This is a genomic window from Litorivita pollutaquae, assembly GCF_003205515.1.
Lineage (GTDB): Bacteria > Pseudomonadota > Alphaproteobacteria > Rhodobacterales > Rhodobacteraceae > Litorivita > Litorivita pollutaquae.
This window is the reverse complement of the sequence record NZ_KZ826482.1, coordinates 43547-68713: the sequence shown is the minus strand read 5'-3', so window position 1 is coordinate 68713 and position 25167 is coordinate 43547. Positions and strand designations below refer to the sequence as shown.

Here is a 25167-nt window from a genome sequence, read left to right as displayed (position 1 = left end):
CTAGCCGTTCACATCGACCACGACGCGACCTTTGACTTTGCCGGCGAGAATATCTTGGCCAAGCTGCGGCAGGTCCGACAAAACAGCCGGTTGCACCATGTCGGCGAGCTTATCCATCGGCAGATCCGTTGCCACACGTTCCCACGCCTTCAACCGGCCATCGAACGGTTTCATCACGCTGTCGATACCCAAAAGATTCACCCCGCGCAGCAAGAACGGCACCACCGAAGTCGGCAGTTTCGCGCCGCCCGCAAGGCCAACGGCCGCAACCGATGCCCCATATTTCATTTGGCCCAAGACCCGCGCCAACATATCGCCGCCGACGGCATCGACGCATCCCGCCCAGGTTTCGCTCTCCAACGGGCGCTTGACGGTTTCGGCCAATTCCGCCCGCGGCACAATCCGCGCCGCGCCGAGGTCTTTGAGGTAGGCCGCCGTTTCGGGGCGCCCGGTTACCGCCGCCACCTGATAGCCGAGATGGGCAAGGATCGCCGTGGCAACCGATCCGACACCGCCCGCCGCGCCGGTGACCAAAACCTCGCCCTTGTCGGGCGTCAGACCGTGATCTTCAAGCGCCATCACCGCCAGCATCGCGGTGAAACCTGCGGTGCCGACCGCCATGGCCTGCCGTGTGGTCAATCCCTCTGGCAAGGGCACCAGCCAATCGCCGCGCACGCGGGCCTTTTGCGCATAGCCGCCCCAATGGGCCTCGCCGACGCGCCAGCCGGTCAACACGACCTTATCCCCGGTTTTGTAGCGCGGATCTTCGGAAGCCTCGACCGTGCCGGCAAAATCAATCCCGGGCACATGCGGGTAGTTGCGCACCAGACCGCCGCCGCCGGGCGATAGGCATAGCCCGTCTTTATAATTCACCGTGGAATACTCCACCGCCACAGTGACGCCGCCATCGACATGGGGCAGATCATCTTCGGACAGCGGCGTGATTTTTACCGATGTGGTGTCGGTGTCATCTTTCGTTACAACCAATGCGTTGAACATCTTATTCTCCTATTCTTCAGGCGCTTATGGCCTCATGTTAAACCCGTGTTGGTGCCGAATTCATCGCGGCATCAAGATCAGGTCAGAAACCGGCGCGGCGCAGCCTGCTGCGGTGAGCATCGCATGAATTTGCCCGCGGTGATGGGTTTGGTGATTGAACATATGCGTCAACACCCGACCGCGCGGCATTCGCGATGTTCGCGTGCCATCGGTCGATGTCCACTCCAGCTCGCCGGCCAAATCGAGGTTGTTGAGCCGACCCGCCCATTCGCGCAAAAGCCCATCCGTGTGGAAGCGTTCCGACCCCCACACCGCGACCGTCGGACACAGGGTCGTGCTGCTTTTCGGGGTGCCTTTCGGATCGGGCCAATCGGCCAATCGGTGCATCCAGATCCGATCGGCCCAGAGCAGATGATTGGCGGTGCCAAGGATCGAGCCGAAAAAACCGCCGCGATCGGCGGCGGCGCCCTCTTCGCCAAGTGTCTGCATCGCGGCCTGTATTTGAACATTTTGCCAAGCGTTATACCGCGTCATTTCCATGCAATAGTCTTTTGTGATGAGTTGCATCGCTACGCTCCCTCGTTTTGGGCATATCTGGTCTTTGCCGGCTGTACGTGCGCGGCATATGCCCTTCGATGGAGCAGCCTGCCCCGATCCGCCGCGCGGTGCAAACCCAAAACGCCGGCCTGCCTTGCCCTGCGTCGGCATGGTCTTTCGCGGCGCGGTGGGGACCGATCGCCCGCCCGATGATTTTATTCACGCCCCCTTTGCAAATACGCCGCGCAGGCCTATATAGAAAATGTCCTTCGGGACTATAGACATAAACGCGCTCGTAATAAGCGGATCGGACCCGGGGGCGGTACCCGGCGACTCCACCAAATATCCGTCATTTGCGGATCATGGGGTCGAAATAGGATCGACGGACGTCCAAAGGGGTTAGCTTTGTCTCGGTGAGATACCACCGTTATCGGTTCAAATAAGCTAGTTGCAAATGACAACAAAGCTCCGATGGCTCTCGCAGCGTAAGCTGTGCGAAATATCGAAACCTAAGCCCTTAGGTTTAGCGACCTAAGGCGGGGTTCGCAGGTACCTGGCAACAGAAACCTGCACTTCATTCCTCCCGATTATTGCCACGGTATATGTTGCACCCGCATATCAGCGGATCTGTGCCCATGTGCTCTTGTCGTGTGTGATGCGGGCGTTTGTATCCGCCCCTTGTGTGATCGGTGTTCGCGCCTCGTTGCGGCGGCCGTAAGGGCGCATTCTTCCGTAGGCGGCGGCGTTTTCTTTTTCGCACCCGGGTTTTAACCACTGCCACCTTTCCAATCGCGGCGAATCCCTTATGCTAAAACGCAAAGACTTATGGGGGGCTAAATATGGCTCGGTCGATTGACTACGGAAATCTGATGCACCGCGCAATGCGCGGATTGATCCAAGAGGTGCTGACAGACGTTCAGAAGAACGGGCTGCCGGGGCCACATCACTTTTTTATCACTTTCGATACCCGCCATCCGGATGCCCAGCTCGCGCAATGGCTGCGTGAGCGTTATCCGTCGGAAATGACTGTGGTCATGCAACATTGGTATGACGGGCTTGAGGTCACCGATGACGGGTTCTCGATCACCTTGAATTTCGGTGATGCGCCAGAACCGCTTTATATTCCTTATGATGCGATCCAGACCTTTGTTGATCCCTCGGTCGAATTCGGCCTGCGGTTTGAAACCCAAGACGAGGAAGAGGACGAAGACGAGGAGGATAACGGTGACCTCGCCGTGGCCGAGGTTGAGCCCGACGATGCAAAAGAGCCGGCTAAGTCCGGCGATGGCGCTGTGGTCAGCCTCGACAGTTTCCGCAAATAGGCGCTGCCGCCTGAAACGAGATGGCCTTTCTTCGATTGTTGCGTCTTCGGGTGCGGATACCTTTGAGCATCAAGCAAAACCCGGCGCATGCGGCCCCGCCGCGAGGTGCCCGCCGTTTTGACAGGCGCGCCTCCAGCCGGTGAATTTTTTGTAACATCGCAGGACCTTGGCTTGCGCCGCCGCGAGATCCCCGCCTTAACTTCGTCCAATGCAATGTGGTCGAAGGAGCGCCGCGAGATGGCACGTGATCTGACTTTATTTCTTGGTGAAATGATGCGCCGCCCGGCCGAGGTGGTTGCGATTGCGCCGTCCTCTTCTGCGGTGGCGCGCAAGATGACCGAGGGGCTCGAAACCGTCACCGGGCCCGTGGTGGAAATCGGCCCCGGCACCGGCAGCTTCACCCGCGAGATTTTGGCACGCGGCGTTGCGCCGGAACGGCTCACTTTGCTCGAAACCAATCCGCGATTTTGCGACGCGCTGCGGGCAAAATTTCCGCGTGTGACCGTATTGAACCGCCCTGCGCAAGAGATCGAGAAAACCGGTTTGCGCCAGATCGGCGCGGTGATCTCGGGGGTTCCGGTATTGGCCCGCCCCGCGATCCAACGCGATGTGGTTGGCCGCGCGTTTGACGTCATGGCCCCCGATGGCCAATTCGTGCAAATCACCTATAGCCCCGCACCGCCGATTGATGCGGAAATGCAGGCCGAGCTTGGCCTGACCTGTCATAAACGTGGTACGGTTTGGGCCAATTTGCCACCGGCGCGGGTGTTTGTATTCCATCGTATACATCATTGAAGTTTCCGGCGCATCGGCTATGAAGGCAACGAGCCTATTCAGGAGAGTCGCATCATGACCAATACCCGCACAGAAACCGACAGCTTTGGCCCCCTCGAAGTTCCAAGTGACAAATATTGGGGGGCGCAAACCCAACGTTCGATTATGAACTTCCCTATCGGTTGGGAAAAGCAACCGATCGCCATCGTGCGCGCGCTCGGTGTGATCAAAAAGGCCTGTGCGCAGGCGAATATGGCCTCTGGCGCGTTGGACGCGACATTGGGCAATGCGATCGTGCAGGCCGCAGGCGAAGTCATCGACGGCAAATTCGACGACAACTTTCCTTTGGTGGTGTGGCAAACCGGATCGGGCACACAATCGAACATGAACTCCAACGAGGTCATCGCCAACCGCGCGATTGAAATCCTTGGCGGTGTGATCGGGTCCAAAGACCCCGTTCACCCGAATGATCATTGCAACATGGGCCAATCGTCCAACGATACGTTCCCCACCGCGATGCATATCGCCACGGCCATGTCGGTGCGCGACGTTTTGCTGCCCGGCTTGCAAAAATTGCTCGCCGGTCTGGAGCAAAAGCAAGACGAATTCAAAGACATCATCAAAATCGGCCGCACCCATACGCAGGATGCGACGCCTTTGACACTTGGCCAGGAATTCTCTGGCTATGCGCATCAAATCCGCCAAGGCATCAAACGTATCGAGGCCGCCCTGCCCGATATTTACGAGCTGGCCCAAGGCGGCACCGCGGTTGGCACGGGCCTCAACACGAAAGAAGGTTGGGGCGAAACCGTTGCGGCCAATATGGCCGACATCACCGGATTGCCCTTTGTCACCGCGCCGAATAAATTCGAAGCCCTCGCCGCCCATGACGCGATGGTGTTCATGTCGGGCGCTTTGGCCACGGTCGCCGGATCAATGTATAAAATCGCATCCGATATCCGCCTTTTGGGCTCCGGCCCGCGTTCCGGGCTTGGTGAATTGATTTTGCCGGAAAACGAGCCGGGATCGTCAATCATGCCGGGCAAGGTCAACCCGACCCAAGCCGAAGCCATGACCCAAGTCGCCGCGCATGTGATGGGCAATGATGCCGCGATCAAATTCGCCGGCAGCCAAGGCCATTTCGAGCTTAACGTCTACAACCCGATGATGAGCTATAACCTGCTGCAATCGATCCAACTGTTGGGCGACGTGGCCGACAGCTTCACCGAGCGGATGCTTTTGGGCATCGAGGCCAATGAGCCGCGCATCGACAAGCTGATGAAAGAAAGCCTGATGTTGGTCACCGCATTGGCCCCAACCATTGGCTATGACAACGCGACCAAAGTGGCGAAGACCGCGCATAAAAACGGCACCACCCTCAAGGAAGAGGCGGTTGCGCTTGGCTTTGTGGATGAGGCGACGTTTGACGCGGTGGTGCGCCCCGAGGATATGATCGGCCCAAAGGACTGATCTTTTCAACATATGTGATGTGGGGGCGGCCTGTTTGGGTCGCCCTTTTGCATTGCATGGGCCTTTGGCGCGGCGCAGTCAATTCTTCCGCTGGACAGCCCCCCAATCCTCGCTATCCTCACCCTCATGAGCAACGTCACAAACCTCAATCAATTTCGCAAAGCCAAGGCCAAACGCGACGCCCGCGCCCAAGCCGATAGCAATGCGGTCAAATTCGGTCGCAGCAAGGCCGAGCGTGATCTTGCACAGGCGCGCGCGGATAAATCCAAGCGCGACCTTGACGGGCATGAGGCGGTGGATACGGGCGACGAAGACAGATGACGCAGCGCCCCGTCAAACGGTCCCTGACCCTGCACGGCCATCGCACATCCGTATCATTAGAGGATGAATTTTGGCACGCCTTCCGCGAGATAGCTGCAGAAAAACCCATTCCGATCAATGCCCTCGCCGCCGAAATTGATGCAGAACGCGGTCCGGATCTGGGCCTTGCCTCGGCCATCCGGCTCTATGTTCTACGCCATTATCGCGGCATCACACCCGCGGGGTGATCTTCAACCAAATGCCATCTTTTCCCCGCACAGTGAGATGCGCCACCGGCATCGCGGGACGGTCTTCGACCGGTTCAAACCGGTAGGATTTCAACAGCATCGACAGGATCAGCGGCCCCTCAATCATGGCAAACCCTGCGCCGGGGCAAACGCGTTGCCCGGCCGAAAAAGGCATATAGGCACGGCGAAGACCTTCACGGCCATTATCGGTCGCAAAACGCGCCGGATCGAATTCATCAGGCCGCTCCCAAATCCGCTCGTGCCGTTGCAGATGCCATGGCGAAAGCACGACCTGCGCGCCTTTTGCAACCTTGCGGTCGCGAAACTCCTGCGGGCAGGCCGCCTCGCGCACCATCATCGGCACGGGCGGATAAAGCCGCAAGGTCTCGCGAAACACATCACGGCACAGCGGGAGTTTCTTCATATCCGAAAAGGTGATCTCGTCGCCAAGGGCCGCGCGGGCCTCTGCCGCCAGACGGTCTTGCCACTCGGGGTAAAGCGCCACGAGATAAAGCGCCCAAGCCAAAGCCGAGGCGCTGGTTTCATGTCCCGCGAGGAAAAAGATCGCCACTTGATCGACCATTTCTTCGGTATCGAAACATTTCCCATCGACAGGATCGGGCGTTGTCATGATCTTGGTCGCCAAATCCATCGGTGCGGTCCCAGCATCAATCTGCGACATCCGCGCGGCGGTCAATTCGGTGATCAGGCCGCGAATGCGTTTTGCGGTCTCTTTGGTCGCACGGCGGTGCAGGCGCGGCATCCATTTGGGCAGTGGCAAAAGAGCGGCGATGTTCACCACCGGTTGGCTGCGTTGATGGGCGCGAAATTCGGAAAAGACCGCCGAGGCGGTTTCATGCTCGATGGGGATCGAGAACAGCGTGCGGAAAATCACATCCGCCGCCGCATGTGAGGCCTCGACCTCGATCTCATGCGCGGTGCCATCCGCCGCCTTGTCAATCCGCGCCACGGCGGCATGGCCCGCCGCGACCATCGCCTCAAAACTATCGCGCAGGCGCCCGCCCTCGAAAGCCGGATCAATAATGCGGCGTTGGCGTTTCCAAACCGCGCCGTTGGTGACAAACACCGAATTGCCGAGCAAAGGTTTGAGCCCCTCGCGCACGCGGTTGGATTTAGGAAATTCGTCGGGCCGCGATTTCAGCACCAGCTCGACCAACTCCGGATCGTTGCACATATAGGACCGGAAAAACGGGGTTTTGAATTCGGCCATCCATGCGTGATAAAGCCGTGCGGGCTGTGCCGAGAGGATGTCCTGACGAAAGAGTTTCAGGTAACGCCAAAGCGATACCCGACCCTCCCGCGCGGGAGGTTTCGGCGGCAATCCATGCCTCGGGCATCCGGTCATGACACGCTCCGCGAAGTGAATTTGTTCACCGGTGTTTCGATGCGGCTTTTGGAGGGCGCACGGCCTTTGTAGCGTTCGGCCAAGGTCATCGGCCCAGCGGTGATTTGAAAATAATCGTAATCGCCCGGCGCATCGAAGGCACATAAGTATTGAAAATGCAGCCGGAAAAACCGCCAACGTAGCGCCTTCCATGTTTCGGGTTTCAACGTTTGGGTAAAGGCGGCCGAAACCACCAGAGGCCATTTTTTTCTCGCCGGCGCGACACCGCTGACATGAACCGGATCACAAAGCGCAAAGGCACACCCATCGCCCGGTGCGGTGACATCGACCCATGTAAGTGCGTCGCTGAGCGACAGGTCATGAAGATCGGCGCGCAACCGATCTGCATGCGGCAGAAAAGACACCATCGGCACCACCTGCCCCAATGACAGGAACGCCAAGGCCGGCCCCGGCGCCGGCACCCTGCCCGCACGGATCAAATCCGCGAGGATCGACACCGCCAGATGCGCACCAGAGCTATGCCCAACCACCAGCACCTCGTCGAAATCCTCGGTCAGGGCGGCGGCAATGCGATCCCCGAACTGTGCCATACGCGTTTCAAGCGCGGGCGGATTTGCCCCGCCAGAGCGCGCGGAATAAGCGTAATCATGCATGAGGTAATAGGCGAAAAATTTGCCATCCTTGCGTTTGAACCAATCCAGTACAGCCCAGGCCGCGAGGCCGCCCAAACCAAGAGACATCAAGAGTATCGGATAGAACAGCGGTGTGAACGGTCGCGCCGGGTAAAGCGCGCGTTCTGCAAGGCCGCCGAGAAATCCGGTGCCTGTCGTCACCGCTGCACCCACAAGCAGCGCCATCAAAAGCTGTGCGATCAAAAACAAAACCGGGTAAAGCGCCGCAATCACCGGCCCCTTGCGCAGGCGCATCAACCGCCACAGCGCGCCGGTGCCGATATAGGCCCACGCCGTGCGGATCAATTGCAAATAGGTTGCAAGAATCGAATTGGACATGCTGTCGCGCACGATATCGGACCAGACCAACACCTCGACATCGGTTTCGACCGGCGCGCCGATCTCGCCGCGAACGTGCCAGCCATAAGGCCCGCCCTTGGTGGATTTGGGACTAAGGGCGAGGGCATAACCGTTGATCGCGGCCTGCGCTGCGCCTTCTTTGCGATATAATTCGCGGTATCGGCGCGGGTGAATCGGATCATAGCCCGGAATGTAAAACACCCGCCGCCGCCGGACGTCCTGTGTTTGATCGCTGGATTTATTGTCGCGCATACCCGTGCCCCTTGCCCGCGATCATATCCAGAAAAAGGGGCAAGAGTAAGGATTTATCCAAGCGTTGCGAGGGCGGGGAAATGTTCGAGAAGCCAGAAGGAAAAGGCCGAGAACCCGCCAGTCAGCATCAGCAAGCCAATGGTCCAGAGCAGCAATCCCATGACCCGTTCGATCTGCGCCATATGACGTTTCATCCACGTCAGTGTGCCGGTGAGCCGCGGCAGGAACGCCGCCACCACCAAGAACGGAACACCAAGCCCAATCGCATACACCGCCAGCAACAGCGTGCCGCGCGCGACAGAGCTTTCTTGCGCCGCCAGCGACAGGATCGCCCCCAATTGCGGGCCGATGCAGGGGGTCCAACCAAAGGCAAACGCAAGGCCAAGGATATAGGCCCCGAAGGCGGATCCCCCTTGGTCACCGGCGTCCATCCGGGCTTCGCGGTCGAGAAACCCGATCCGGTAGACGCCAACGAAATGCGCACCGAAGATCATCACAAGAATGCCCGCGACGGTGTTGAACCAACCTTGGAATTGCAAAAACATCGCGCCGATAAGCGAGGCCGTGAACCCCAAAAACAAAAACACGGTCGACAGGCCAAGCACGAAGAACAAAGCTGGCAGCATGACGCTGCGGCGGCGCGCGTCACCCGATTGCAGCTCGCCCATGGAAATCCCGCTCATATAGGCCAGATAGGGGGGCACAATGGGCAAGACACAAGGGCTGAGGAAAGAGATCAAGCCTCCGGCCAGCGCCACGAACATGGCGGGCAATAGTCCCGCATCAATAAAGTCGAATCCGATCATGGCACAGGCATACCGGCCCGCGCGCCCGGCGTCACGCGCCTGATTGTCACAACATTGTGGACAGGCTGAAACATGCGGCGTATCGACGGGCCATGAACGACGTGACAGACATTGATGCCCGCGGATTGATGTGCCCGCTGCCGGTTTTACGAGCGCGTAAAGCGTTATTAGGCATGCCCGTCGGGGCCGTTTTGCGGATCACGGCGGATGATCCCGTCGCGGTGATTGATTTGCCGCATTTTTGCGCCGAGGCGGGGCATGACATGATCGAGATGACCCAGATCGATGGCGGCGCACAGGTCTATGTGATCCGCCGCCGATAGGCGCGACCTCATCTACGCAATCGGTGACATTCGGATGCCGCAAGGCTGTCTCAACAAGACGGTCTTAATATGAAACCGCATAAAAAAACCGCCGCGTGGAAAACCCATGCGGCGGTTTTTGTTGGTCTTGCGCGGCCTTAGCGGCCCAAGGACCACCAGCCTTTACGCTTGGGCTTGCTTGTGCCCTCTTCGGCCTCGGTGTCTGTGGTCACCGCCGCCGGTTCTGCGACAGGTGCAGGTGCAGGTTCCGCGATAGGTGCAGGCTCTGGCACGGTCTCTGGCACCACCGGCGCCGGCGTTTCATCCTTGGCTGTGGCCTGATCAGCAACCTCCGGCGTCGCCTCCGCCTTCGGAGCCTCTGCCTTCACGGCCTCGGGCGCCGGGGCGGCCACCGTGGCATCGGCCACCGCTTCCGGTTTCTTCTTGGCACGCGAACGGCGTTTGGGCTTAGGCTTTTCCTCTGCCGCAGGCTCGCCTTCGGCCGCAACTTCAGGCGTCTCTACCGGCGCTGCGTCTGCGGCTGCCGCCTTTGGCTTACGGGTGCGCGTGCGGCGTTTGGGCTTTTCGGCCTCGACCTCGGGCGTGGCCTCGGCGGGTGCCTCTGCCACGGCCGAGGTCGCTTGACCCTCGGCATCTTCCGGAACCTCTGCTGCGGCTTCGGGCTTTTTACGCGGACGGCGCGTGCGCTTCGGCTTGGGGGTCTCGTCAAGCGTGTCTGCTTTGGTCTGCGCTGCGGCGTCGGCCTCGGGTTCTACGCTTTCAGCAGTTTGCGGCGCGTCTGTGTCCTCTGTAGGCGCGGCCTCTGCGCGCTGCTCTTCGGAGCTGTTGTCGCCGCCGTTCTCGGCGTTCTCACCGTTGCCGTTCTTGGACCGACGCCGACGCCGACGGCGCCGTTTCTTCGGACGCTCTTCGCTGTCCGTGTCTCCCGCCGCCGGGTCAGATGCACCGCGCGCCGCTTCGCTGGCTTCGGCCTCTGCTTCTGCGGCCAATTCGCGGGCCTCGGCCTCATCGGCTTCGGCAGCGGCGTCTTCGTCGATCTGGTCCATCAAGGAATTATCAACCGAGACCACCGGCGCAGTCGCTTCGGCAACAACGCGGGTTGCGGTTTTAAACTTCTCGATGCTGAAATCCGGCGAGATCAGCATCGGATCGCCTTCGACCCGTACAGACATGCCATAGCGGCCTTCGATTTGCGCCACATGCTCGCGCTTGTGGTTCATCAAGAAATTGGCAATGCCAACAGGGCATTTGACCAAAACCTCACGGGTGCGGCGGCGCGTGCCTTCTTCTTCGATCTGGCGCAGGATCGACAAGGCGAGGTTGTCATCCGAACGGATCAAACCGGTGCCGTGGCACGAGGGGCATGGCTGTGTCGTGGCCTCGATCATGCCGGGGCGCAAACGTTGACGGCTCATCTCCATAAGGCCAAAACCGGAAATCCGGCCGACCTGAATACGGGCACGGTCGGTTTTCAACTTGTCCTTCATGCGTTTTTCAACGGCGGCATTGTTGCGCCGTTCGTCCATGTCAATGAAATCGATCACGATCAAACCGGCAAGGTCACGCAAGCGCAATTGCCGCGCCACTTCTTCGGCGGCTTCGAGGTTGGTTTTGGTCGCGGTGTCCTCGATCGAGCCTTCTTTGGTAGCACGGCCAGAGTTCACGTCGATCGCAACAAGTGCTTCGGTCACGTCGATGACGATATATCCGCCGGATTTCAATTGCACCGTCGGGTTGAACATCGAGCTGAGGTAGCTTTCCACCTGATAGCGCGCAAAAAGCGGCAGGCTATCCTCATAGCGTTTCACGTTTTTGGCGTGGGACGGCATGATCATTTTCATGAAGTCCTTGGCAATGCGATAGCCGCGCTCGCCCTCGACAAACACTTCGTCGATCTCGCGGTTATACAGGTCGCGGATCGAGCGTTTGATCAAATCGCCTTCTTCGTAAATCTTCGCAGGCGCGATGGATTTAAGCGTCAATGCGCGGATCTGTTCCCACATCCGTTGCAAATATTCGTAATCACGCTTGATCTCGGATTTGGTGCGTTTGGCCCCTGCCGTGCGCACGATCAAACCCGCGCCCTTGGGCACATCGATCTCTTGCGCGATTTCTTTGAGCTTTTTGCGGTCGTCGGCAGAGGTGATTTTCCGGCTGATGCCGCCACCGCGCGCGGTGTTGGGCATGAGCACGCAATAGCGGCCCGCCAGCGACAGATATGTGGTCAGCGCCGCACCTTTGTTGCCACGCTCTTCCTTGACGACCTGCACCAAAAGAATTTGGCGCACTTTGATCACTTCTTGGATTTTGTAACGGCGTGCGCGGGGTTTGCGCGGGGGGCGAATGTCTTCGCTGTCGTCTTCGTCGGCCACGGATTCGATGCTGGCGTCTTTGTCGGCGGCATCGGCTGCCTTGGCCTCGGTGTCGTCCTCGCTGCTGTGATCCTCATCATGATCGGCACCACCATGATCGGCACTGTCGGTGCTCGCCTCTTCTGCCGGTTCTTCTACCGGAGTTTCGGCGACCGTTTCCATCGGCGATGTGCCTTCGGGCACGTCGACATGCGGTGTGTCCTCATCGAGATTGATCGTCTCCATGCCGGACACGCCGTCTGCGGATGTCTGTGCATCGACCTCTTTGGTCGCGATGGCATCGTCGCTTTGTGCCTCTGATGCTTTAGAGCGGCTGCGACGGCGACGGCCACGTTTGGGTTTTTCGTCGTCCTCTTCGCGGGCGCTTTGCGCTTCGGCATAGGCGCGCTCTTCCTCCATCAGGGCCTCACGGTCCGCGATGGGGATCTGGTAGTAATCCGGGTGGATTTCCGAAAAGGCGAGGAACCCGTGCCGGTTGCCGCCATAATCCACGAACGCCGCCTGAAGCGAGGGTTCGACGCGCGTTACTTTTGCGAGATAAATATTGCCAGCAAGCTGGCGCCGGTTTTCGGATTCAAAGTCGAACTCCTCAACCTTGTTTCCGTCCACCACCACGACGCGGGTCTCTTCCACGTGGGTGGCATCGATGAGCATTTTCTTAGCCATGTTTTCCGTTTGCACGCAAACGAAGGCCGCCCTCCCGGGGGAGCGAGACCTTGCCTACGGTGTCTATCAGGGGATGTAGGCGCGCGGCAGGGTCTGCCCGAAAGGGCCCCTGCTCCAACATACTGCTGTGTCGCGCGCTTCATCGCGGTTCTTCTCCGACGCCTGCCTCGTTTGATCGTGCGGGCGCCCATTCATCACCCGGAGCACCGGCCTATTGGGCGGGTGGCGGGCATCTCTACTGACAACCTAAGTCGTCCAATCGGTCTATTCAGCGGCGCGGGGAATGCCCCCGCATCCAGCCAAATAGCGAAACTCATGCGGTGGCCCCTCATAGGAGCCAATACCGTTCTTGCACCATAAGGCTTTCGAAGATGCAAAGACAATCCCAAAAAGCCGGGGTTATCCACAGGGAAAGTTTGTTTCGGGGCGGAAATCACCGCCGACGTCGCGCTTTACTGTCATGGTGACGTCACCAAGGCTTCGTGCGGCGGTCATCTGGTTGTCGCGGAAATGTCATGCACAGCAGGCAGTCAAGGTTGACCCAACCGCCTATCAACAGGACAACGTTATGCTGCTCAAATCTTCTTGCGCCTTTGGCGCACTCGCCCTGACCCTTGCTGCGCCGGCCTTTGCCGACCGGATCGAATTGGGCCCCCGCCCTGCTTATCTTATCTCGCAAATGACCGATGGCCCGCTCAAGGATAAACTCGCGTCCTGCTCGGACATGGAGCCGGTGCGCAGCGATTTTTCCATCGGTCACCGCGGTGCGGCGCTGATGTTCCCTGAACATACCGCGCAAAGCTATCGCGCAGCGGCCTTGATGGGCGCAGGGATCGTGGAATGTGACGTGGCGTTCACAGCGGACAAAGAGTTGGTCTGCCGCCATGCGCAAAACGATCTACATACCACCACCAATATCCTTGCCACGGATCTGGCAGGCGATTGCACCACCGGCTTCACCCCCGCGCAGGGCGATGCCAAAGCCGCCGCCGAATGCCGCACCTCGGATATCACATTGGCCGAGTTCAAAACCTTGAACGGAAAAATGGATGCGGCCAATGCGGCGGCCACCGATGTCGCGGGTTATATGGATGGCACCGCCGGATGGCGCACCGATCTTTATGCGACCACCGGCACCGTGATGAGCCATGCCGAAAGCATCGCGCTTTTCAAAGAGCTGGGCGTAAAATTCACCCCCGAGCTGAAAACCCCCGCCGTCGACATGCCGTTCGACGGCTTTACCCAAGCCGATTACGCGCAAAAAATGATCGACGAATACAAGGCTGCCGGCATTCCGGCATCCGACGTTTGGGCACAAAGCTTCAACCTCGAGGATGTGCTGTATTGGATCAACAACGCGCCGGAATTTGGCGCACAGGCGGTCTATCTGGTCGAGCTTGGCGGTGATTTCAACGAACAGGACAAAGCCACATGGAAAGAGGATTTCGACGCGTTGAAGGCCCAAGGCGTCAACTATCTTGCGCCGTCGATGAACATGTTGCTGACCGATGCGCATGGTAAGATCGAGGCTTCGGAATACGCTAAAGCCGCCAAAGCCTCGGGTCTCAAGTTGATTTCCTGGACCTTGGAACGCTCTGGCCCGCTGGCGAATGGCGGCGGGTGGTATTTCCAAACCGCCAAGGACGCTTTGCACACCGATGGCGATTACTTCACCGTGCTTGATGTTCTCGCGCAAGAGGTCGGCATCGAGGGCATGTTCTCGGATTGGCCGGCGACCGTCACCTATTACGCCAGCTGCATGGGCAAAGGCACCAACTAAGCCCGCCCCGACGGGACAGATGACAAAGGGCGGCCCGATGGGTCGCCCTTTTCAATGTTGGACTTATAAAGCCGCAGTCACAAATAATCCGACCGCTGCAATCCGTATTTAGCCATTTTCTCGTTGAGCGTCCGCCGCGGCAGGCAGAGCTCCTCCATCACATTGGTGATCGAACCTTTGTGACGGCGCATGGTGTTGTCGATGAGCATCCGCTCGAACGCCTCGACATATTCCTTCAAAGGCTTGCCTTCGGTGGTCATCACCTGCTGCATCTCGTCGTGGTCCGACATCAACAGCGAGGCAATCGTCCCCGACCCGCGCCGCGATTGCAGCACCGCACGTTCAGCCACATTGATCAATTGGCGCACGTTGCCGGGCCATGGGGCTTGCAACAATTGCGCGGCTTCTTGCGCGGTAACTTGCGGCGCGGGGCACCCGTATTCATCCGAAAACTGCTCCGAGAGACGGGTGAACAGGGTCAAGATATCCTCGCCCCGCTGGCGCAGCGGCGGCACGGTGATGCGCAACGCCGCCAGACGATAAAACAGATCAGGGCGCAGCGCATCCTCGCAAGTGCGGTCCTGCTCTTGCATGTTGCAAATCGCCACGATGCGGGTTTCGGGCGGCGTGCCCTCGTCATTGATAAAGCTGAGCAATTTGGCTTGCACCGCATCTGACATCGCTTCGACATCTTCAAGAACCAAGGTCCCGCCGCGCGCTTCTTCAACGGCCGGCAATGTCGTATCCTCGGGAAGCATCGGTCCGAACAGACGTTTGGTTAGCGCCTCATCCTCCATCGCCGCGCAGGACAACAACACGAATTTCTTGCCCGCGCGTGCGCCCACCGCATGCAGCGCATGCGCAATCAGCGTTTTGCCGGTGCCGGTTTCCCCGTCGATCAGGACATGCCCGTCGGCTTGGCCCAGATCGAGAATATCTTCCTTGAGCCGCTCCATCACGGGGCTGGCGCCGATGAGTTTCTTCATCAGCTGCCCGCCATCCGATAATTCCCGGCGCAGTGCACGGTTGTCCAGAACCAGACGCCGCGCGTTGGTGGCCTTTTTGGCCAATTCGGTCATCCGGTCGGGGTTGAACGGTTTTTCCAGAAAATCAAACGCCCCGATGCGCATGGCCTCGACCGCGATGGGCACATCGCCATGACCGGTGATCATAATCACCGGAAGTGCGCTGTCGGTGCCCATAAGTTTCTTGAGGAATTGCATGCCATCCATGCCCGGCATCTTGATGTCGGAAATCACGATACCGGGGTAATCGGCCCCCAACCCTTTGAGCGCATCTTCGGCGCTCGGGAATGTTTCGGTGTCATAGCCTGACAGCGCCAGCCATTGGCTAATCGACTGACGCATATCTTGTTCGTCATCGACAATGGCAATCTTCATGGCCTTGGACATCGTTGATTACTCCGCTGCTTGTGTCTCGTTGGTTAAGATAGGCAGTTGCATTTCAAATACAGCCCCCCCCGCTTCGGCGTTGCGCGCCGTGAGCCGTCCGCCTAGGTCGTTGACGATGCCAGAGGAAATGGCAAGCCCCAGCCCGACACCATCGCCCGGTTGCTTGGTGGTGTAGAACGGCTCGAACAGGGTATCGAGGTCCGCGATCCCATGACCATTGTCGCGCACGGTCAATGTGGCGGTTTCCCCGGCCGAAAGGATCAAATCGATCTGTGGATCATCAATGCCGTCCACCGCGTCCAACGCATTGCGCAACAGGTTCACCAACACCTGTTCGATACGCAATCGGTCCCCCATCACCTGCACCGCATCGTCGGGCAACACGCGGGTGATTTTGACATGGCGTTGGCGCAACTGTGGCTCCATCATCGACAGGGCCGAAGCCAGAGCATCGCCCATATTTACCGGCGCCAAGGTATCGCCGCCCTTGCGCGCATAGGATTTCAATTGCCGCGTGATCGCGCCCATACGTTCGATCAAATCGTCGATACGTTGGAACGAAGAAAGCGCCTCGTCCGGGCGGTTCCGGCGCAGCAAAAGCCCCGCCCCCGCCAGATAGGTTTTCATCGCCGCAAGCGGTTGGTTAAGCTCATGGCTGACCGCCGCCGACATCTCTCCGAGGGCCGCGAGTTTCGAGCTCTGCGCCAACGTCTGTTCGGCCACGGCGAGGGTTTCCTGCACGCGTTTACGTTCGGCGATTTCCCGCTGTAGCCTTGCGTTCAATGCGCGAAGTTCAGCCGATTCAGCTTGGAAGAATACCATCCGCGAGGCGGTTTTTCGGCTGAGAAAATAGAAAGCCACCGCCAGAAGAATAGCGAATCCCATAATTTCGAGCGCCAGCACGCCGTTGACCTTTTCGCGCACCGAGGAATAGGTGGTAAAACTGGCCATGCGCCAGCCGCGAAAGGCCACGCGCCCTTCCATCCGCATCACCGCTTCGCCCTGCAAATACGCATCGACCGGCAAAGCATTCCAATCGGTTGTGGCGGTGATGGCGCGCAAGATGGCGCTGCCGGCCGGTTCGCGCACCAAAGCCTCATCCTCGGTCAGACCGCGCCACCGCGGCTCGGTCGCAAGGATAATTGTGCCGGCGCTATCGGTGACAAGAACCGCATCGGAGATGCCGGCCCAGGCACGTTCAAACTTGCGCAAATCGACCTCGGCGACGATCACACCGACAACATTCCCCCCGCTTTCCAAACGCCGCGAATAGGTAAAACGATAACCGCCGACCTCGCGCTCCAGCACGGTAAACACCGTGTCGGGGGAGCGAATGGCGTCGACAAAATACGGGGCTGAGCGGTGATTTTGCCCCAAAACGTTGCGATCAGTGGCCGCCACCGTGCGCCCGTCGCGGTCCATCAACGTTAAAGAGGCGGCGCCGATCTCTTCGACAAAGGAAATAAGCCGTTGCGTTGAAAGCGCATAGTTGGAGGAATTCAACGCCGCGATCAATGTCGGATCGCGCGCCAAAAGTTGCGGCACAATGGCGTTCTGACGCAGTTCACTCAACAGATTGCCCGAATAAAGCGTCAGCCGCAATTCGGCGCGGTTACGGGTGTTTTCGGTGAAGCGATGGGTCAAGGCGCGGTTGGTGAAAAATACCGTCACCACGGCCAAAATCACCAGAAAAGCAAGCGCCAGCCGCGTGCGCCAGCCGGTCATCGGGGCACGTTTGCTTTGTGTGGCAGGACTGGAGGCAGGCGGCGCTTTCATCGGATCAGATTACGCCGCACAACACGCCACGGCAAGGTCAGGCCGTGGCCATCGTGTCCATCAATGCGCGGAACATTGCCACACCGTCCGTGTTGCCATGGGTGGCTTCCAACGCCCGCTCGGGGTGGGGCATCATTCCCAGAACCCGGCGATTTTCCGACAAGATACCGGCAATATCGCGCACCGAACCGTTGGGGTTCTTGGCGTAGGTAAAGGCGATGCGGTCTTCGCCTTCGAGCCGTGCCAACGTCTCATCATCGGCAAAGTAATTGCCATCGTGATGGGCGATCGGCACGTTGATCACCGCGTCTTTGGTATAGCCGCTGGTAAAAGCACTATCGGCGGTGGCGACCTGCAATTCCACAGTGTCGCAAATGTATTTGATCCCGGCATTGCGGCGCAACGCCCCCGGAAGCAGGTGGGTTTCGGTCAGCACCTGAAACCCGTTGCAAATTCCAAGCGCATAACCGCCCCGCTCGACATGGGTTTTAAGCGCGCCGCAAATCGGCGAATTGGCGGCAATTGCGCCGCAACGCAGGTAATCCCCATAGGAAAACCCGCCCGGCACGCCGACAATATCCACACCGGCCGGCAATGCCGCATCCTTGTGCCAGACCATCGACACCTTGGCGCCGGATTTCTCAAAGGCCACGGCCAAATCGCGATCGCAATTGGAGCCGGGGAAAACAAGGACAGCGGCGTGCATCAGGACATCTCCACCGAGTAGCTCTCGATCACCGTATTGGCGAGCAGCTTCTCGCACATTTCGGTCACTTGCGCTTCGGTGGTGCCCTCGGCCAGATCCAATTCGATCACCTTGCCTTGGCGTACGCCATTAACGCCTTCAAACCCGAGGCTGCCAAGCGCGTGACGCACGGCCTCGCCTTGCGGATCCAAAACCCCGGTTTTCAACATGACGTGGACGCGTGCTTTCATTTCGGCTCTCCGTAAACCTGCGGGTTGCCCCGCCAAATGGACCTGCGGCGGGACCTGCCGCCAGATGGGATGCGCGGCTGCGCGGGTTCAGTTGATCAGCGTCGGCTTGCCGGGCTGCGGGTTGTTTTTGGGCATGACACCAAGACGGGTTGCGACCTCGGTATAAGCATGGGTCAGGGACCCCAAATCGCGGCGGAACACGTCTTTGTCGAGCTTCTCGCCGGTCTTCATATCCCAAAGGCGGCAGCTGTCGGGGCTGATTTCATCGGCCACGATCAGCCGTTGGAAATCACCATCATAGACGCGGCCGATTTCGATTTTGAAGTCCACCAATTTAATGCCCACGCCGTACATGACACCGGCAAGGAAATCATTGACCCGCAACGCAAGGCTCAAGATATCGTCCATGTCCTGCTGGCTGGCCCATCCAAAGGCGGCGATATGTTCTTCGGTGACCAATGGATCGCCCAATGCATCATCTTTGTAGCAATATTCGACGATCGGGCGCGGCAATTGCGTGCCCTCTTCGATGCCAAGCCGTTTGGCCATGGAACCGGCGGCATAGTTGCGCACAATCACTTCGAGCGGCACGATTTCGCACGCACGCACCAGTTGCTCGCGCATATTGAGCCGCTTAAGAAAATGTGTCGGCACGCCAACCTGCGCCAATCCGGTCATGAAATATTCGGACAGCATGTTGTTCAACACGCCTTTGCCTTCAATCACAGCTTTTTTCTCGGCGTTGAAAGCGGTTGCGTCATCCTTGAAATATTGAATAATTGTGCCCGGTTCGGGGCCTTCATAAAGGGTTTTCGCCTTGCCTTCGTAGATTTTCTTGCCGCGTGCCATGCCAGCTCCGTCTCCTGCGGGCGCGGATGAGTCCCCGCCGTCTTGCCGCCCTCTTAGTGCATGGGCCCGATTGCCGCAAGATCAACACCCCCTCTTGCACCTTATCGCCCAGAGTAGCATACCTAGGAGCTGATATTAATGGCAGCCGGGGGAGAGTTCCCATGACCACATTCGATGACCGCGAAAACGCGTTTGAAGCAAAATACGCCCATGACGAAGAAATGCTGTTCAAAGCGCAGGCACGGTGCAACAAAATGCTTGGCCTATGGGCTGCGGAATTGATGGGCCGTTCGGGCGACGAGGCCACCGCCTATGCCGCTTCGGTCGTGAAGGCCGATTTCGAAGAAGCCGGCCATGAAGATGTGGTGCGCAAAGTCGTTGGCGATTTGGGCGATATCGCCGATGCAGACACCGTGCGCGCAAAAATGGCAGAGTTTCTGGCCGCGGCCAAAATCGAGTTGATGAAAAACGACTAAGCGATTGATGCCCGTTGGTGTACGCTCTGACACCCCCCCTACATGACAGACGCGTGCCGCGATATGTGGCGCGCGTTTTTAGTTATATCAATGCTTTGCGCGTATATATTCATCTGCTTCCGGTGCGGGTTATTCTGTAGACCTGTGCAATTTCACTAAAGAGCAATCTGTTACGGCCGCGCGCATTAACATGCGCGTAACGCGGGTTCCGCTACCTCCTATGACGTGTGATTGGGAGAGAGTATCCGTGCCAAAATATATCAGCCCCCAAAGGGGGGCACAGCAACGCTACGCCCCGGTCATCATCGCCGCGCAAAAAGTCGCGCCGCGCCCGCGCCCGCCGCTGTGGCAACAGATATTGCGCCAGATCGCCCCCATGGCCATTGGCATCCTCGGGCTGTGGTTGTTGTGGCACCGGATTGCGGCGATGGATACCGCCCGTATCGCTGCGGCGCTTGCCGCGGTGAGCTTGCCGCAATGGATGGCCGCCCTCGGTGCGACGGGGCTAAGCTTTTGGGCGGTGGGGCGCTATGACGCGGTGGTGCACCGGCATTTGCGCACGGGATTCACCACCCGCACCGCAACCCGGACCGGCGCAATATCCGTCGCGGCGGCGCAGACCCTCGGAATGGGGGTTTTGACCGGCGCTTTGGCGCGCTGGCGGCTATTGCCCGATATGGGATTGGTGACCGCCACCAAGATTTCGACCACCGTGGCCTTGTCGTTTTTGGCCGGTTGGGCCTTGATCACCGCCATTGCCGGATTGGTTTTGCCCGGCCCGGGTTTTCCCGCGCTCTTGTCAGCCACGGTCATCTGCGGGGCTTCGGGGCTTGTGATCCTCGCATTTTTGCGCCCCGACATCCGCGTGATGCGGTGGCATATCCGCCTGCCCAGCCTCAGCGCGCTATTGGCGATTGCCGGGTTTACCTTGCTTGACACGTTGGCGGCGGCCACCGCGTTGCAGGTGCTCTTGCCGGACACCATCTCCATCGGGTTACAAACCCTCTATCCGGTGTTCTTGCTCGCGCTCGGCGCCGCGTTGATTTCCGGCACCCCCGGTGGGGTCGGACCATTTGAATTGGCGATGCTCACATTGCTGCCCACCCTGCCCGAGGCCGAATTGATCGCCGCGATCATTGCCTTTCGAATCGTTTACTATGCCCTTCCGGCGGTGATTGCGGGGGCGGTCTTGCTGCGACCGCGCCCCGTTCGGGCGCCCGCCGCGCCCGTCACGGCGTGCTATTGCCCCGCGTTGGATCCCTCCTTGCGGGCGGCAAAACGATCAGAGTTGGGGGTGATCCGTCAAAATGGAGCAACCCTTCTCAAAGCCGGAGAGGCCAGTGCCGCTTTGATCGAGACCGCGCAAACCATCACGCAATTGTTTGATCCGTTGCGTGGCCAAAGCCGGGATCTGGCGTCTGACCTGCGCCGCCTTGCGCGCGAGACCAACAAGACGCCCTGCGTTTATAAATGCTCGGCGCGCGATGCGGCAGGGCTTCGCCGCAGCGGCATGAGGCTTTTGCATGTGGCCAATGAAGCGGTGGTGAATCCGCAGCAGTTTCGCACCGAAGGCAGCGCCTACCGGCAGTTGCGCCGCAAGCTCAAACAAGCGGACAAGGCCGGCGTCACGGTGCGGCGCGCCGATCACTTACCCTTGTGCGATATGGCCGAGGTCGACGCCGCATGGTCCGCTGCGCATGGGACGGCGCGCGGCGTGTCGATGGGGCGATATTGTGCGCATTATCTGCGCGGGCAAAGGGTGTATTTGGCCTATCACAACGGTCTATTGACCGGTTTTGTGAGCTTCCACGTCTCGGACCATGAAATTTGCCTTGATCTGATGCGCGCGCGCGCCGAGGCGCCGGACGGCACGATGCACGCGTTGGTCCATGCGGCCATTGCCGATGCGGCATCCGAAACCCGCACCCGCCTGTCCCTCGCGGCGCTGCCCGCTTTGCCCAACCCCGAAGAGGCCAGCAGCCGGCGCACCGGTCTCATCGCGCGGCTGCGCCGATGGGCGGCGCAGAAAACCGGCGGCTTGGGATTGGTGCAATTCAAGATGTGCTTCAAACCGCATCTAGAACCACTTTACATGGCGGCGCCCTCTTGGCCTGCGATGGCATTGGCGGCGGCGGATTTGGCCCGCGAAGTGCACCTGACACCCACGAGGCCGCTCCCTCCCACAGAGGCCCAGGACCCGCAGATTTCATAATCCTTATGCGGGAAAATAATTTGTCTTGCCTGCCTAAACATGCGAGGGGGAAGCGCGAGAAATCCAACATGCCGCAAAAGGTGAACCGATGACCAATGCCCTGTCGAAAATGATCGAAACCCGCGAATGGATCCTGACCGACGGCGCCACGGGGACGAACCTGTTCAATATGGGGCTGACCTCCGGCGATGCACCCGAAATGTGGAATGAAGAGCATCCCGACCGCATTCGCGCGCTCTATAAATTGGCGGTGGATGCGGGATCGGATTTGTTTTTGACCAACTCCTTTGGCGGCAATGCCAGCCGTCTTAAGTTGCACAATGCGGAAAAACGCGCCCGTGAATTGTCGCGAATCGCTGCCGAATTGGGCCGTGATGTCGCCGATGCAGCGGGACGGCCCGTGGTCGTGGCCGGTTCGGTCGGGCCAACCGGCGATATTTTTGCGCCAATGGGCCCGATGACGCATGAATTGGCCGTGGAAATTTTCCACGAGCAAGCCGAAGGCCTCAAGGAAGGCGGCGCGGATGTGTTGTGGCTTGAGACGATCTCGGCCCCCGAAGAATATAAAGCCGCAGCAGAAGCCTTTCGTCTGGCAGATATGCCGTGGTGCGGCACGATGAGTTTCGACACCGCAGGGCGCACGATGATGGGTGTCACCTCGGCGCAAATGGTCGAGATGGTCGAAGCCCTGCCGAACCCGCCGTTGGCCTTTGGCGCGAATTGCGGCGTCGGGGCGGCGGATCTGTTGCGCACGGTTTTGGGCTTCACGGCGGCAGGTGTCGAACGCCCCGTGATCGCCAAGGGCAACGCGGGCATCCCGAAATACGTCGATGGGCACATTCACTATGATGGCACGCCCGAGCTGATGGCCGAATATGCTTGTTTGGCACGCGATGCGGGCGCGAAAATCATTGGCGGCTGCTGCGGCACCATGGCCGAGCATCTGGCCGCAATGCACGAGGCCCTCAGCACCCGCCCCAAACGCGGGCGTCCAACCCTGGAAACCATTGCCGAAGGTATGGGCGGGTTTTCTTCGGCCAATGACGGCACCGGCGAGGGCGAAGATCCCGAAAGCATGCGCACGCGCGGCCGCCGTCGCCGCAAATAAGCACGCGGCAACCGCGCCTGGAACACTGCCCCTAAAACAATGACAATTGCCGATCCGCCTGCGCCTCCTGTGCGGGCGGTTTCTTCTTTCTGGCCGCGTCGGACGCAGGCGGCACAAAGAGATCACAGCGCAACTTCGGTTGCGGCGCATCCAACCCGAGTTTTCGCGCCGCCAATTTGAACCGTCCGGCGATCACATCCGCATAAGGCCCCTCGCCGCGCATGCGTTTATGCCAATCGCTGCGATAGGTGTCGCCACCATGCATGGCGCGCACATGCGACATCACGCGGGCGGCGCGATCTGGAAATGCGGCTGACAGCCATTCTTCGAACAGCGGCGCAACCTCAAGCGGCAGGCGCAGCATGATCCAGCTGGCGGCATCGGCCCCCGCCTCTTTACCCGCCGCCAAAAGTGCCTCGATCTCGTGATCGGTCAATCCGGGCACGACGGGTGATGTCATGATCCGCACAGGAATGCCCGCTTCGCTGAGCCGTTTGATCACCTGCAAGCGCCGCGCCGGCGGCGGCACGCGCGGTTCCATCTTGCGGGCAATATGGCGGTCAAGCGTGGTCACCGAAATTCCCACACGGCACAGGCCCTCACGGGCCATATCCGACAAAATATCGATATCGCGTTCGATCAACGTGCCTTTGGTGACAATCGCCACGGGGTGTTTCGCGGCGCGCAGAACCTCAAGGCAGGCGCGCATTACGCCTTCGGTTTGCTCAATAGGTTGATACGGATCGGTATTGGTGCCGATGGCAATCGGTGCGCAGCGATAGGATCTCGCCGACAGCTCACGCGCCAAAACCTGCGGGGCCTCGGGGCGGGCGATCAGCTGGGTTTCAAAATCCAATCCGGGCGACAGGCCCAAATAGGCATGGGTCGGCCGGGCGAAGCAATAAATGCATCCGTGCTCACACCCGCGATAGGGGTTGATCGAACGATCAAAGGGCAAATCCGGCGAGCGGTTATAGGTGATCACACTGCGCGGGCGCTCATGGCTGACCTGCGTGCGCAGCGGTGGCATAGTCTCTTCGATGTCCCATCCGTCGTGCGCGGCGGCGCGTATCATAGGCTCATAGCGGCCCGTAGGGTTGCTTTGCGCTGCGCGCCCCGGCGCAGGGGCGACCTGCGCACCGCAGTCGGGCGCGGCATCTGCAGGCAGCGGCGGCAAACCAAAGGGATCCTCATGAACGGGCATAGGTGGATCATCGAACATAACAAGAACAAATGCAACAACCCCCAAGATCTGCATGAGAATTTTTCACACCACATCAGCGTTTTTACCTCTATAAGTCGGTCAAGCCTTCGCCTATGTCGCTATCTGTGCAGCTTCAGGGCCGCACGCCGCACATTCTGGCACAAAGACCCGCATGCGCCGAAAGGCGCCAAGCCAAGGAACGACCCGCATGTCTGACGACCAAGACGACATTATCCTCGCTGATCTGGACGACGACGAACTTGTCCAACAGATGTATGACGATCTCTACGACGGCATGAAGGAAGAAATCGAAGAAGGTGTGAACATTTTGCTGGAACGCAAATGGACCCCCTATGACATCCTGACCCAATCGCTTGTCGGCGGCATGACCATTGTCGGCAATGATTTCCGCGACGGGATCTTGTTTGTGCCAGAGGTGCTTTTGGCCGCAAATGCCATGAAGGGCGGAATGAATATTCTCAAACCGCTGCTGATCGAGACCGGCGCGCCGCGCATGGGCAAGCTGGTGATCGGCACGGTCAAAGGCGATATCCACGATATCGGCAAGAACCTTGTGGCGATGATGATGGAAGGCGCCGGTTTCGAGGTTGTCGATCTTGGCATCAACAATCCGGTTGAGAATTACATCGACACCGCCAAAGCCGAAGGGGCCGATATCATCGGCATGTCGGCGCTTTTGACCACCACGATGCCCTATATGAAGATCGTGATCGACACGATGGTCGAACACGGGATCCGCGACGACTATTTCGTCTTCGTCGGCGGCGCGCCCTTGAACGAGGAATTCGGCAAGGCCATTGGCGCCGATGCCTATTGCCGCGATGCCGCCGTTGCGGTGGAGACGGCCAAAGAGTTTATTGCGCGCAAACATAACCAAGCGCAGGCCTAAGCGGTCGCGCGCGCCCCGCGCATAACCGCAAGGCCCGC

At 59.4% G+C, this 25167-nt stretch carries 23 protein-coding genes and 1 other RNA gene; 12 read left to right on the top strand and 12 right to left on the bottom strand.

The features are described from left to right. Positions 1 to 999 carry an acryloyl-CoA reductase gene (gene acuI / locus DI396_RS04255; RefSeq protein WP_110794958.1) on the bottom strand — a complete coding sequence of 333 codons (999 nt, stop codon included), beginning with the start codon at positions 997 to 999 and terminating at the stop codon, positions 1 to 3. 60 nt (positions 1000 to 1059) lie between these two features. After that, on the bottom strand, positions 1060 to 1566 hold the full coding sequence (locus tag DI396_RS04250) for a DinB family protein (protein ID WP_110794957.1): 507 nt from the start codon (positions 1564 to 1566) through the stop codon (positions 1060 to 1062). 195 nt (positions 1567 to 1761) lie between these two features. On the opposite strand from DI396_RS04250, the gene ssrA reads away from it, so the two are divergent. From ssrA to DI396_RS04220, 6 genes are all read left to right on the top strand, one after another. Beyond that, positions 1762 to 2110, top strand: a transfer-messenger RNA (tmRNA) gene (gene ssrA / locus DI396_RS04245). Positions 2111 to 2375: 265 nt separating this feature from the next. Then, positions 2376 to 2858, top strand: a complete 483-nt coding sequence (locus DI396_RS04240; protein ID WP_110794956.1) for an SspB family protein — start codon at positions 2376 to 2378, stop codon at positions 2856 to 2858. Positions 2859 to 3095: 237 nt separating this feature from the next. Beyond that, positions 3096 to 3653, top strand: a complete 558-nt coding sequence (locus DI396_RS04235) for a class I SAM-dependent methyltransferase (RefSeq protein WP_110795355.1) — start codon at positions 3096 to 3098, stop codon at positions 3651 to 3653. A gap of 54 nt (positions 3654 to 3707) precedes the next feature. After that, positions 3708 to 5102, top strand: a complete 1395-nt coding sequence (gene fumC / locus DI396_RS04230; RefSeq protein ID WP_110794955.1) for a class II fumarate hydratase — start codon at positions 3708 to 3710, stop codon at positions 5100 to 5102. A gap of 126 nt (positions 5103 to 5228) precedes the next feature. Then, a complete protein-coding gene (locus DI396_RS04225; protein WP_110794954.1) occupies positions 5229 to 5423 on the top strand; it encodes a DUF4169 family protein in 195 nt (64 codons plus the stop codon). Beyond that, positions 5420 to 5650 (top strand): ribbon-helix-helix domain-containing protein, encoded by a 231-nt coding sequence (locus tag DI396_RS04220; RefSeq protein WP_110794953.1) that lies wholly within the window; start codon positions 5420 to 5422, stop codon positions 5648 to 5650. Before DI396_RS04225 ends, DI396_RS04220 begins: the two co-directional genes overlap by 4 nt. On the opposite strand, the gene DI396_RS04215 is transcribed toward DI396_RS04220, so the two are convergent. Genes DI396_RS04215 through DI396_RS04205 form a run of 3 tightly spaced genes read right to left on the bottom strand, consistent with a single transcriptional unit; the run spans position 5634 to position 9105 of the window. Next, positions 5634 to 7016, bottom strand: coding sequence for a cytochrome P450 (locus DI396_RS04215; RefSeq protein WP_110794952.1), 1383 nt, complete (start codon positions 7014 to 7016; stop codon positions 5634 to 5636). The genes DI396_RS04220 and DI396_RS04215 overlap by 17 nt on opposite strands. Beyond that, on the bottom strand, positions 7013 to 8299 hold the full coding sequence (locus tag DI396_RS04210) for a hypothetical protein (RefSeq protein ID WP_110794951.1): 1287 nt from the start codon (positions 8297 to 8299) through the stop codon (positions 7013 to 7015). Before DI396_RS04210 ends, DI396_RS04215 begins: the two co-directional genes overlap by 4 nt. A 53-nt stretch (positions 8300 to 8352) precedes the next feature. Continuing rightward, the gene (locus DI396_RS04205) at positions 8353 to 9105 is read right to left on the bottom strand and encodes a cytochrome c biogenesis CcdA family protein (RefSeq protein WP_110794950.1); all 753 of its coding nucleotides are present in this window, start codon (positions 9103 to 9105) and stop codon (positions 8353 to 8355) included. Between the two features lie 92 nt (positions 9106 to 9197). Here DI396_RS04205 and DI396_RS04200 point away from each other — a divergent pair, with 92 nt between their 5' ends. Continuing rightward, positions 9198 to 9428 (top strand): sulfurtransferase TusA family protein, encoded by a 231-nt coding sequence (locus DI396_RS04200; protein ID WP_110794949.1) that lies wholly within the window; start codon positions 9198 to 9200, stop codon positions 9426 to 9428. A 137-nt stretch (positions 9429 to 9565) separates the two neighbouring features. On the opposite strand, the gene DI396_RS04195 is transcribed toward DI396_RS04200, so the two are convergent. Beyond that, complete coding sequence (locus DI396_RS04195; RefSeq protein ID WP_110794948.1) at positions 9566 to 12466, bottom strand: Rne/Rng family ribonuclease; 2901 nt, start codon at positions 12464 to 12466, stop codon at positions 9566 to 9568. A 568-nt stretch (positions 12467 to 13034) separates the two neighbouring features. Between DI396_RS04195 and DI396_RS04190 the strand changes: the two genes are divergently transcribed. Continuing rightward, complete coding sequence (locus tag DI396_RS04190; RefSeq protein ID WP_110795354.1) at positions 13035 to 14246, top strand: glycerophosphodiester phosphodiesterase family protein; 1212 nt, start codon at positions 13035 to 13037, stop codon at positions 14244 to 14246. Positions 14247 to 14323: 77 nt separating this feature from the next. On the opposite strand, the gene DI396_RS04185 is transcribed toward DI396_RS04190, so the two are convergent. From DI396_RS04185 to purC, 5 genes are all read right to left on the bottom strand, one after another. Beyond that, on the bottom strand, positions 14324 to 15658 hold the full coding sequence (locus DI396_RS04185; RefSeq protein ID WP_110794947.1) for a sigma-54-dependent transcriptional regulator: 1335 nt from the start codon (positions 15656 to 15658) through the stop codon (positions 14324 to 14326). A 6-nt stretch (positions 15659 to 15664) separates the two neighbouring features. Further along, positions 15665 to 17434 (bottom strand): sensor histidine kinase, encoded by a 1770-nt coding sequence (locus tag DI396_RS04180; RefSeq protein WP_110794946.1) that lies wholly within the window; start codon positions 17432 to 17434, stop codon positions 15665 to 15667. A gap of 37 nt (positions 17435 to 17471) precedes the next feature. Next, positions 17472 to 18140: a phosphoribosylformylglycinamidine synthase subunit PurQ gene (gene purQ, locus DI396_RS04175; protein ID WP_110794945.1), complete on the bottom strand. Its 669-nt coding sequence runs from the start codon at positions 18138 to 18140 to the stop codon at positions 17472 to 17474. Further along, positions 18140 to 18370: a phosphoribosylformylglycinamidine synthase subunit PurS gene (gene purS, locus DI396_RS04170; protein WP_110794944.1), complete on the bottom strand. Its 231-nt coding sequence runs from the start codon at positions 18368 to 18370 to the stop codon at positions 18140 to 18142. The genes purQ and purS overlap by 1 nt, the downstream gene beginning before the upstream one ends. 87 nt (positions 18371 to 18457) lie before the next feature. Further along, on the bottom strand, positions 18458 to 19219 hold the full coding sequence (gene purC / locus DI396_RS04165; RefSeq protein WP_110794943.1) for a phosphoribosylaminoimidazolesuccinocarboxamide synthase: 762 nt from the start codon (positions 19217 to 19219) through the stop codon (positions 18458 to 18460). Positions 19220 to 19380: 161 nt separating this feature from the next. Between purC and DI396_RS04160 the strand changes: the two genes are divergently transcribed. The 3 genes from DI396_RS04160 (at position 19381) to bmt (ending at position 23015) form a co-directional block, all read left to right on the top strand. Next, positions 19381 to 19695, top strand: coding sequence for a DUF1476 domain-containing protein (locus DI396_RS04160; RefSeq protein ID WP_110794942.1), 315 nt, complete (start codon positions 19381 to 19383; stop codon positions 19693 to 19695). 247 nt (positions 19696 to 19942) lie between these two features. Further along, positions 19943 to 21907, top strand: a complete 1965-nt coding sequence (locus tag DI396_RS04155; protein ID WP_162617153.1) for a phosphatidylglycerol lysyltransferase domain-containing protein — start codon at positions 19943 to 19945, stop codon at positions 21905 to 21907. Positions 21908 to 21995: 88 nt separating this feature from the next. After that, entirely contained in the window at positions 21996 to 23015 is a 1020-nt protein-coding gene (gene bmt / locus DI396_RS04150) for a betaine--homocysteine S-methyltransferase (RefSeq protein ID WP_110794940.1), read from the top strand. 31 nt (positions 23016 to 23046) lie between these two features. Here the strand turns inward: bmt and DI396_RS04145 are convergent, their stop codons facing one another. Next, positions 23047 to 24219 (bottom strand): PA0069 family radical SAM protein, encoded by a 1173-nt coding sequence (locus DI396_RS04145; protein WP_110795353.1) that lies wholly within the window; start codon positions 24217 to 24219, stop codon positions 23047 to 23049. A 208-nt stretch (positions 24220 to 24427) separates the two neighbouring features. Between DI396_RS04145 and DI396_RS04140 the strand changes: the two genes are divergently transcribed. Further along, positions 24428 to 25129, top strand: coding sequence for a corrinoid protein (locus DI396_RS04140; protein WP_110794939.1), 702 nt, complete (start codon positions 24428 to 24430; stop codon positions 25127 to 25129). Positions 25130 to 25167: the final 38 nt, after the last annotated feature.

What these genes read in the sequence shown, in the direction of transcription:
- DI396_RS04225 (WP_110794954.1), top strand. Translation starts at nt 5,229, where the DNA reads ATGAGCAACGTCACAAACCTCAATCAATTTCGCAAAGCCAAGGCCAAA.
- bmt (WP_110794940.1), top strand. Translation starts at nt 21,996, where the DNA reads ATGACCAATGCCCTGTCGAAAATGATCGAAACCCGCGAATGGATCCTG.
- DI396_RS04210 (WP_110794951.1), bottom strand. Translation starts at nt 8,299, where the DNA reads ATGCGCGACAATAAATCCAGCGATCAAACACAGGACGTCCGGCGGCGG.
- DI396_RS04195 (WP_110794948.1), bottom strand. Translation starts at nt 12,466, where the DNA reads ATGGCTAAGAAAATGCTCATCGATGCCACCCACGTGGAAGAGACCCGC.
- DI396_RS04205 (WP_110794950.1), bottom strand. Translation starts at nt 9,105, where the DNA reads ATGATCGGATTCGACTTTATTGATGCGGGACTATTGCCCGCCATGTTC.
- DI396_RS04220 (WP_110794953.1), top strand. Translation starts at nt 5,420, where the DNA reads ATGACGCAGCGCCCCGTCAAACGGTCCCTGACCCTGCACGGCCATCGC.
- purS (WP_110794944.1), bottom strand. Translation starts at nt 18,370, where the DNA reads ATGAAAGCACGCGTCCACGTCATGTTGAAAACCGGGGTTTTGGATCCG.
- DI396_RS04185 (WP_110794947.1), bottom strand. Translation starts at nt 15,658, where the DNA reads ATGTCCAAGGCCATGAAGATTGCCATTGTCGATGACGAACAAGATATG.
- DI396_RS04240 (WP_110794956.1), top strand. Translation starts at nt 2,376, where the DNA reads ATGGCTCGGTCGATTGACTACGGAAATCTGATGCACCGCGCAATGCGC.
- DI396_RS04145 (WP_110795353.1), bottom strand. Translation starts at nt 24,219, where the DNA reads ATGCCCGTTCATGAGGATCCCTTTGGTTTGCCGCCGCTGCCTGCAGAT.
- DI396_RS04235 (WP_110795355.1), top strand. Translation starts at nt 3,096, where the DNA reads ATGGCACGTGATCTGACTTTATTTCTTGGTGAAATGATGCGCCGCCCG.
- DI396_RS04250 (WP_110794957.1), bottom strand. Translation starts at nt 1,566, where the DNA reads ATGCAACTCATCACAAAAGACTATTGCATGGAAATGACGCGGTATAAC.
- DI396_RS04200 (WP_110794949.1), top strand. Translation starts at nt 9,198, where the DNA reads ATGAACGACGTGACAGACATTGATGCCCGCGGATTGATGTGCCCGCTG.
- DI396_RS04160 (WP_110794942.1), top strand. Translation starts at nt 19,381, where the DNA reads ATGACCACATTCGATGACCGCGAAAACGCGTTTGAAGCAAAATACGCC.
- acuI (WP_110794958.1), bottom strand. Translation starts at nt 999, where the DNA reads ATGTTCAACGCATTGGTTGTAACGAAAGATGACACCGACACCACATCG.
- DI396_RS04140 (WP_110794939.1), top strand. Translation starts at nt 24,428, where the DNA reads ATGTCTGACGACCAAGACGACATTATCCTCGCTGATCTGGACGACGAC.
- purQ (WP_110794945.1), bottom strand. Translation starts at nt 18,140, where the DNA reads ATGCACGCCGCTGTCCTTGTTTTCCCCGGCTCCAATTGCGATCGCGAT.
- DI396_RS04180 (WP_110794946.1), bottom strand. Translation starts at nt 17,434, where the DNA reads ATGAAAGCGCCGCCTGCCTCCAGTCCTGCCACACAAAGCAAACGTGCC.
- fumC (WP_110794955.1), top strand. Translation starts at nt 3,708, where the DNA reads ATGACCAATACCCGCACAGAAACCGACAGCTTTGGCCCCCTCGAAGTT.
- purC (WP_110794943.1), bottom strand. Translation starts at nt 19,219, where the DNA reads ATGGCACGCGGCAAGAAAATCTACGAAGGCAAGGCGAAAACCCTTTAT.
- DI396_RS04215 (WP_110794952.1), bottom strand. Translation starts at nt 7,016, where the DNA reads ATGACCGGATGCCCGAGGCATGGATTGCCGCCGAAACCTCCCGCGCGG.
- DI396_RS04190 (WP_110795354.1), top strand. Translation starts at nt 13,035, where the DNA reads ATGCTGCTCAAATCTTCTTGCGCCTTTGGCGCACTCGCCCTGACCCTT.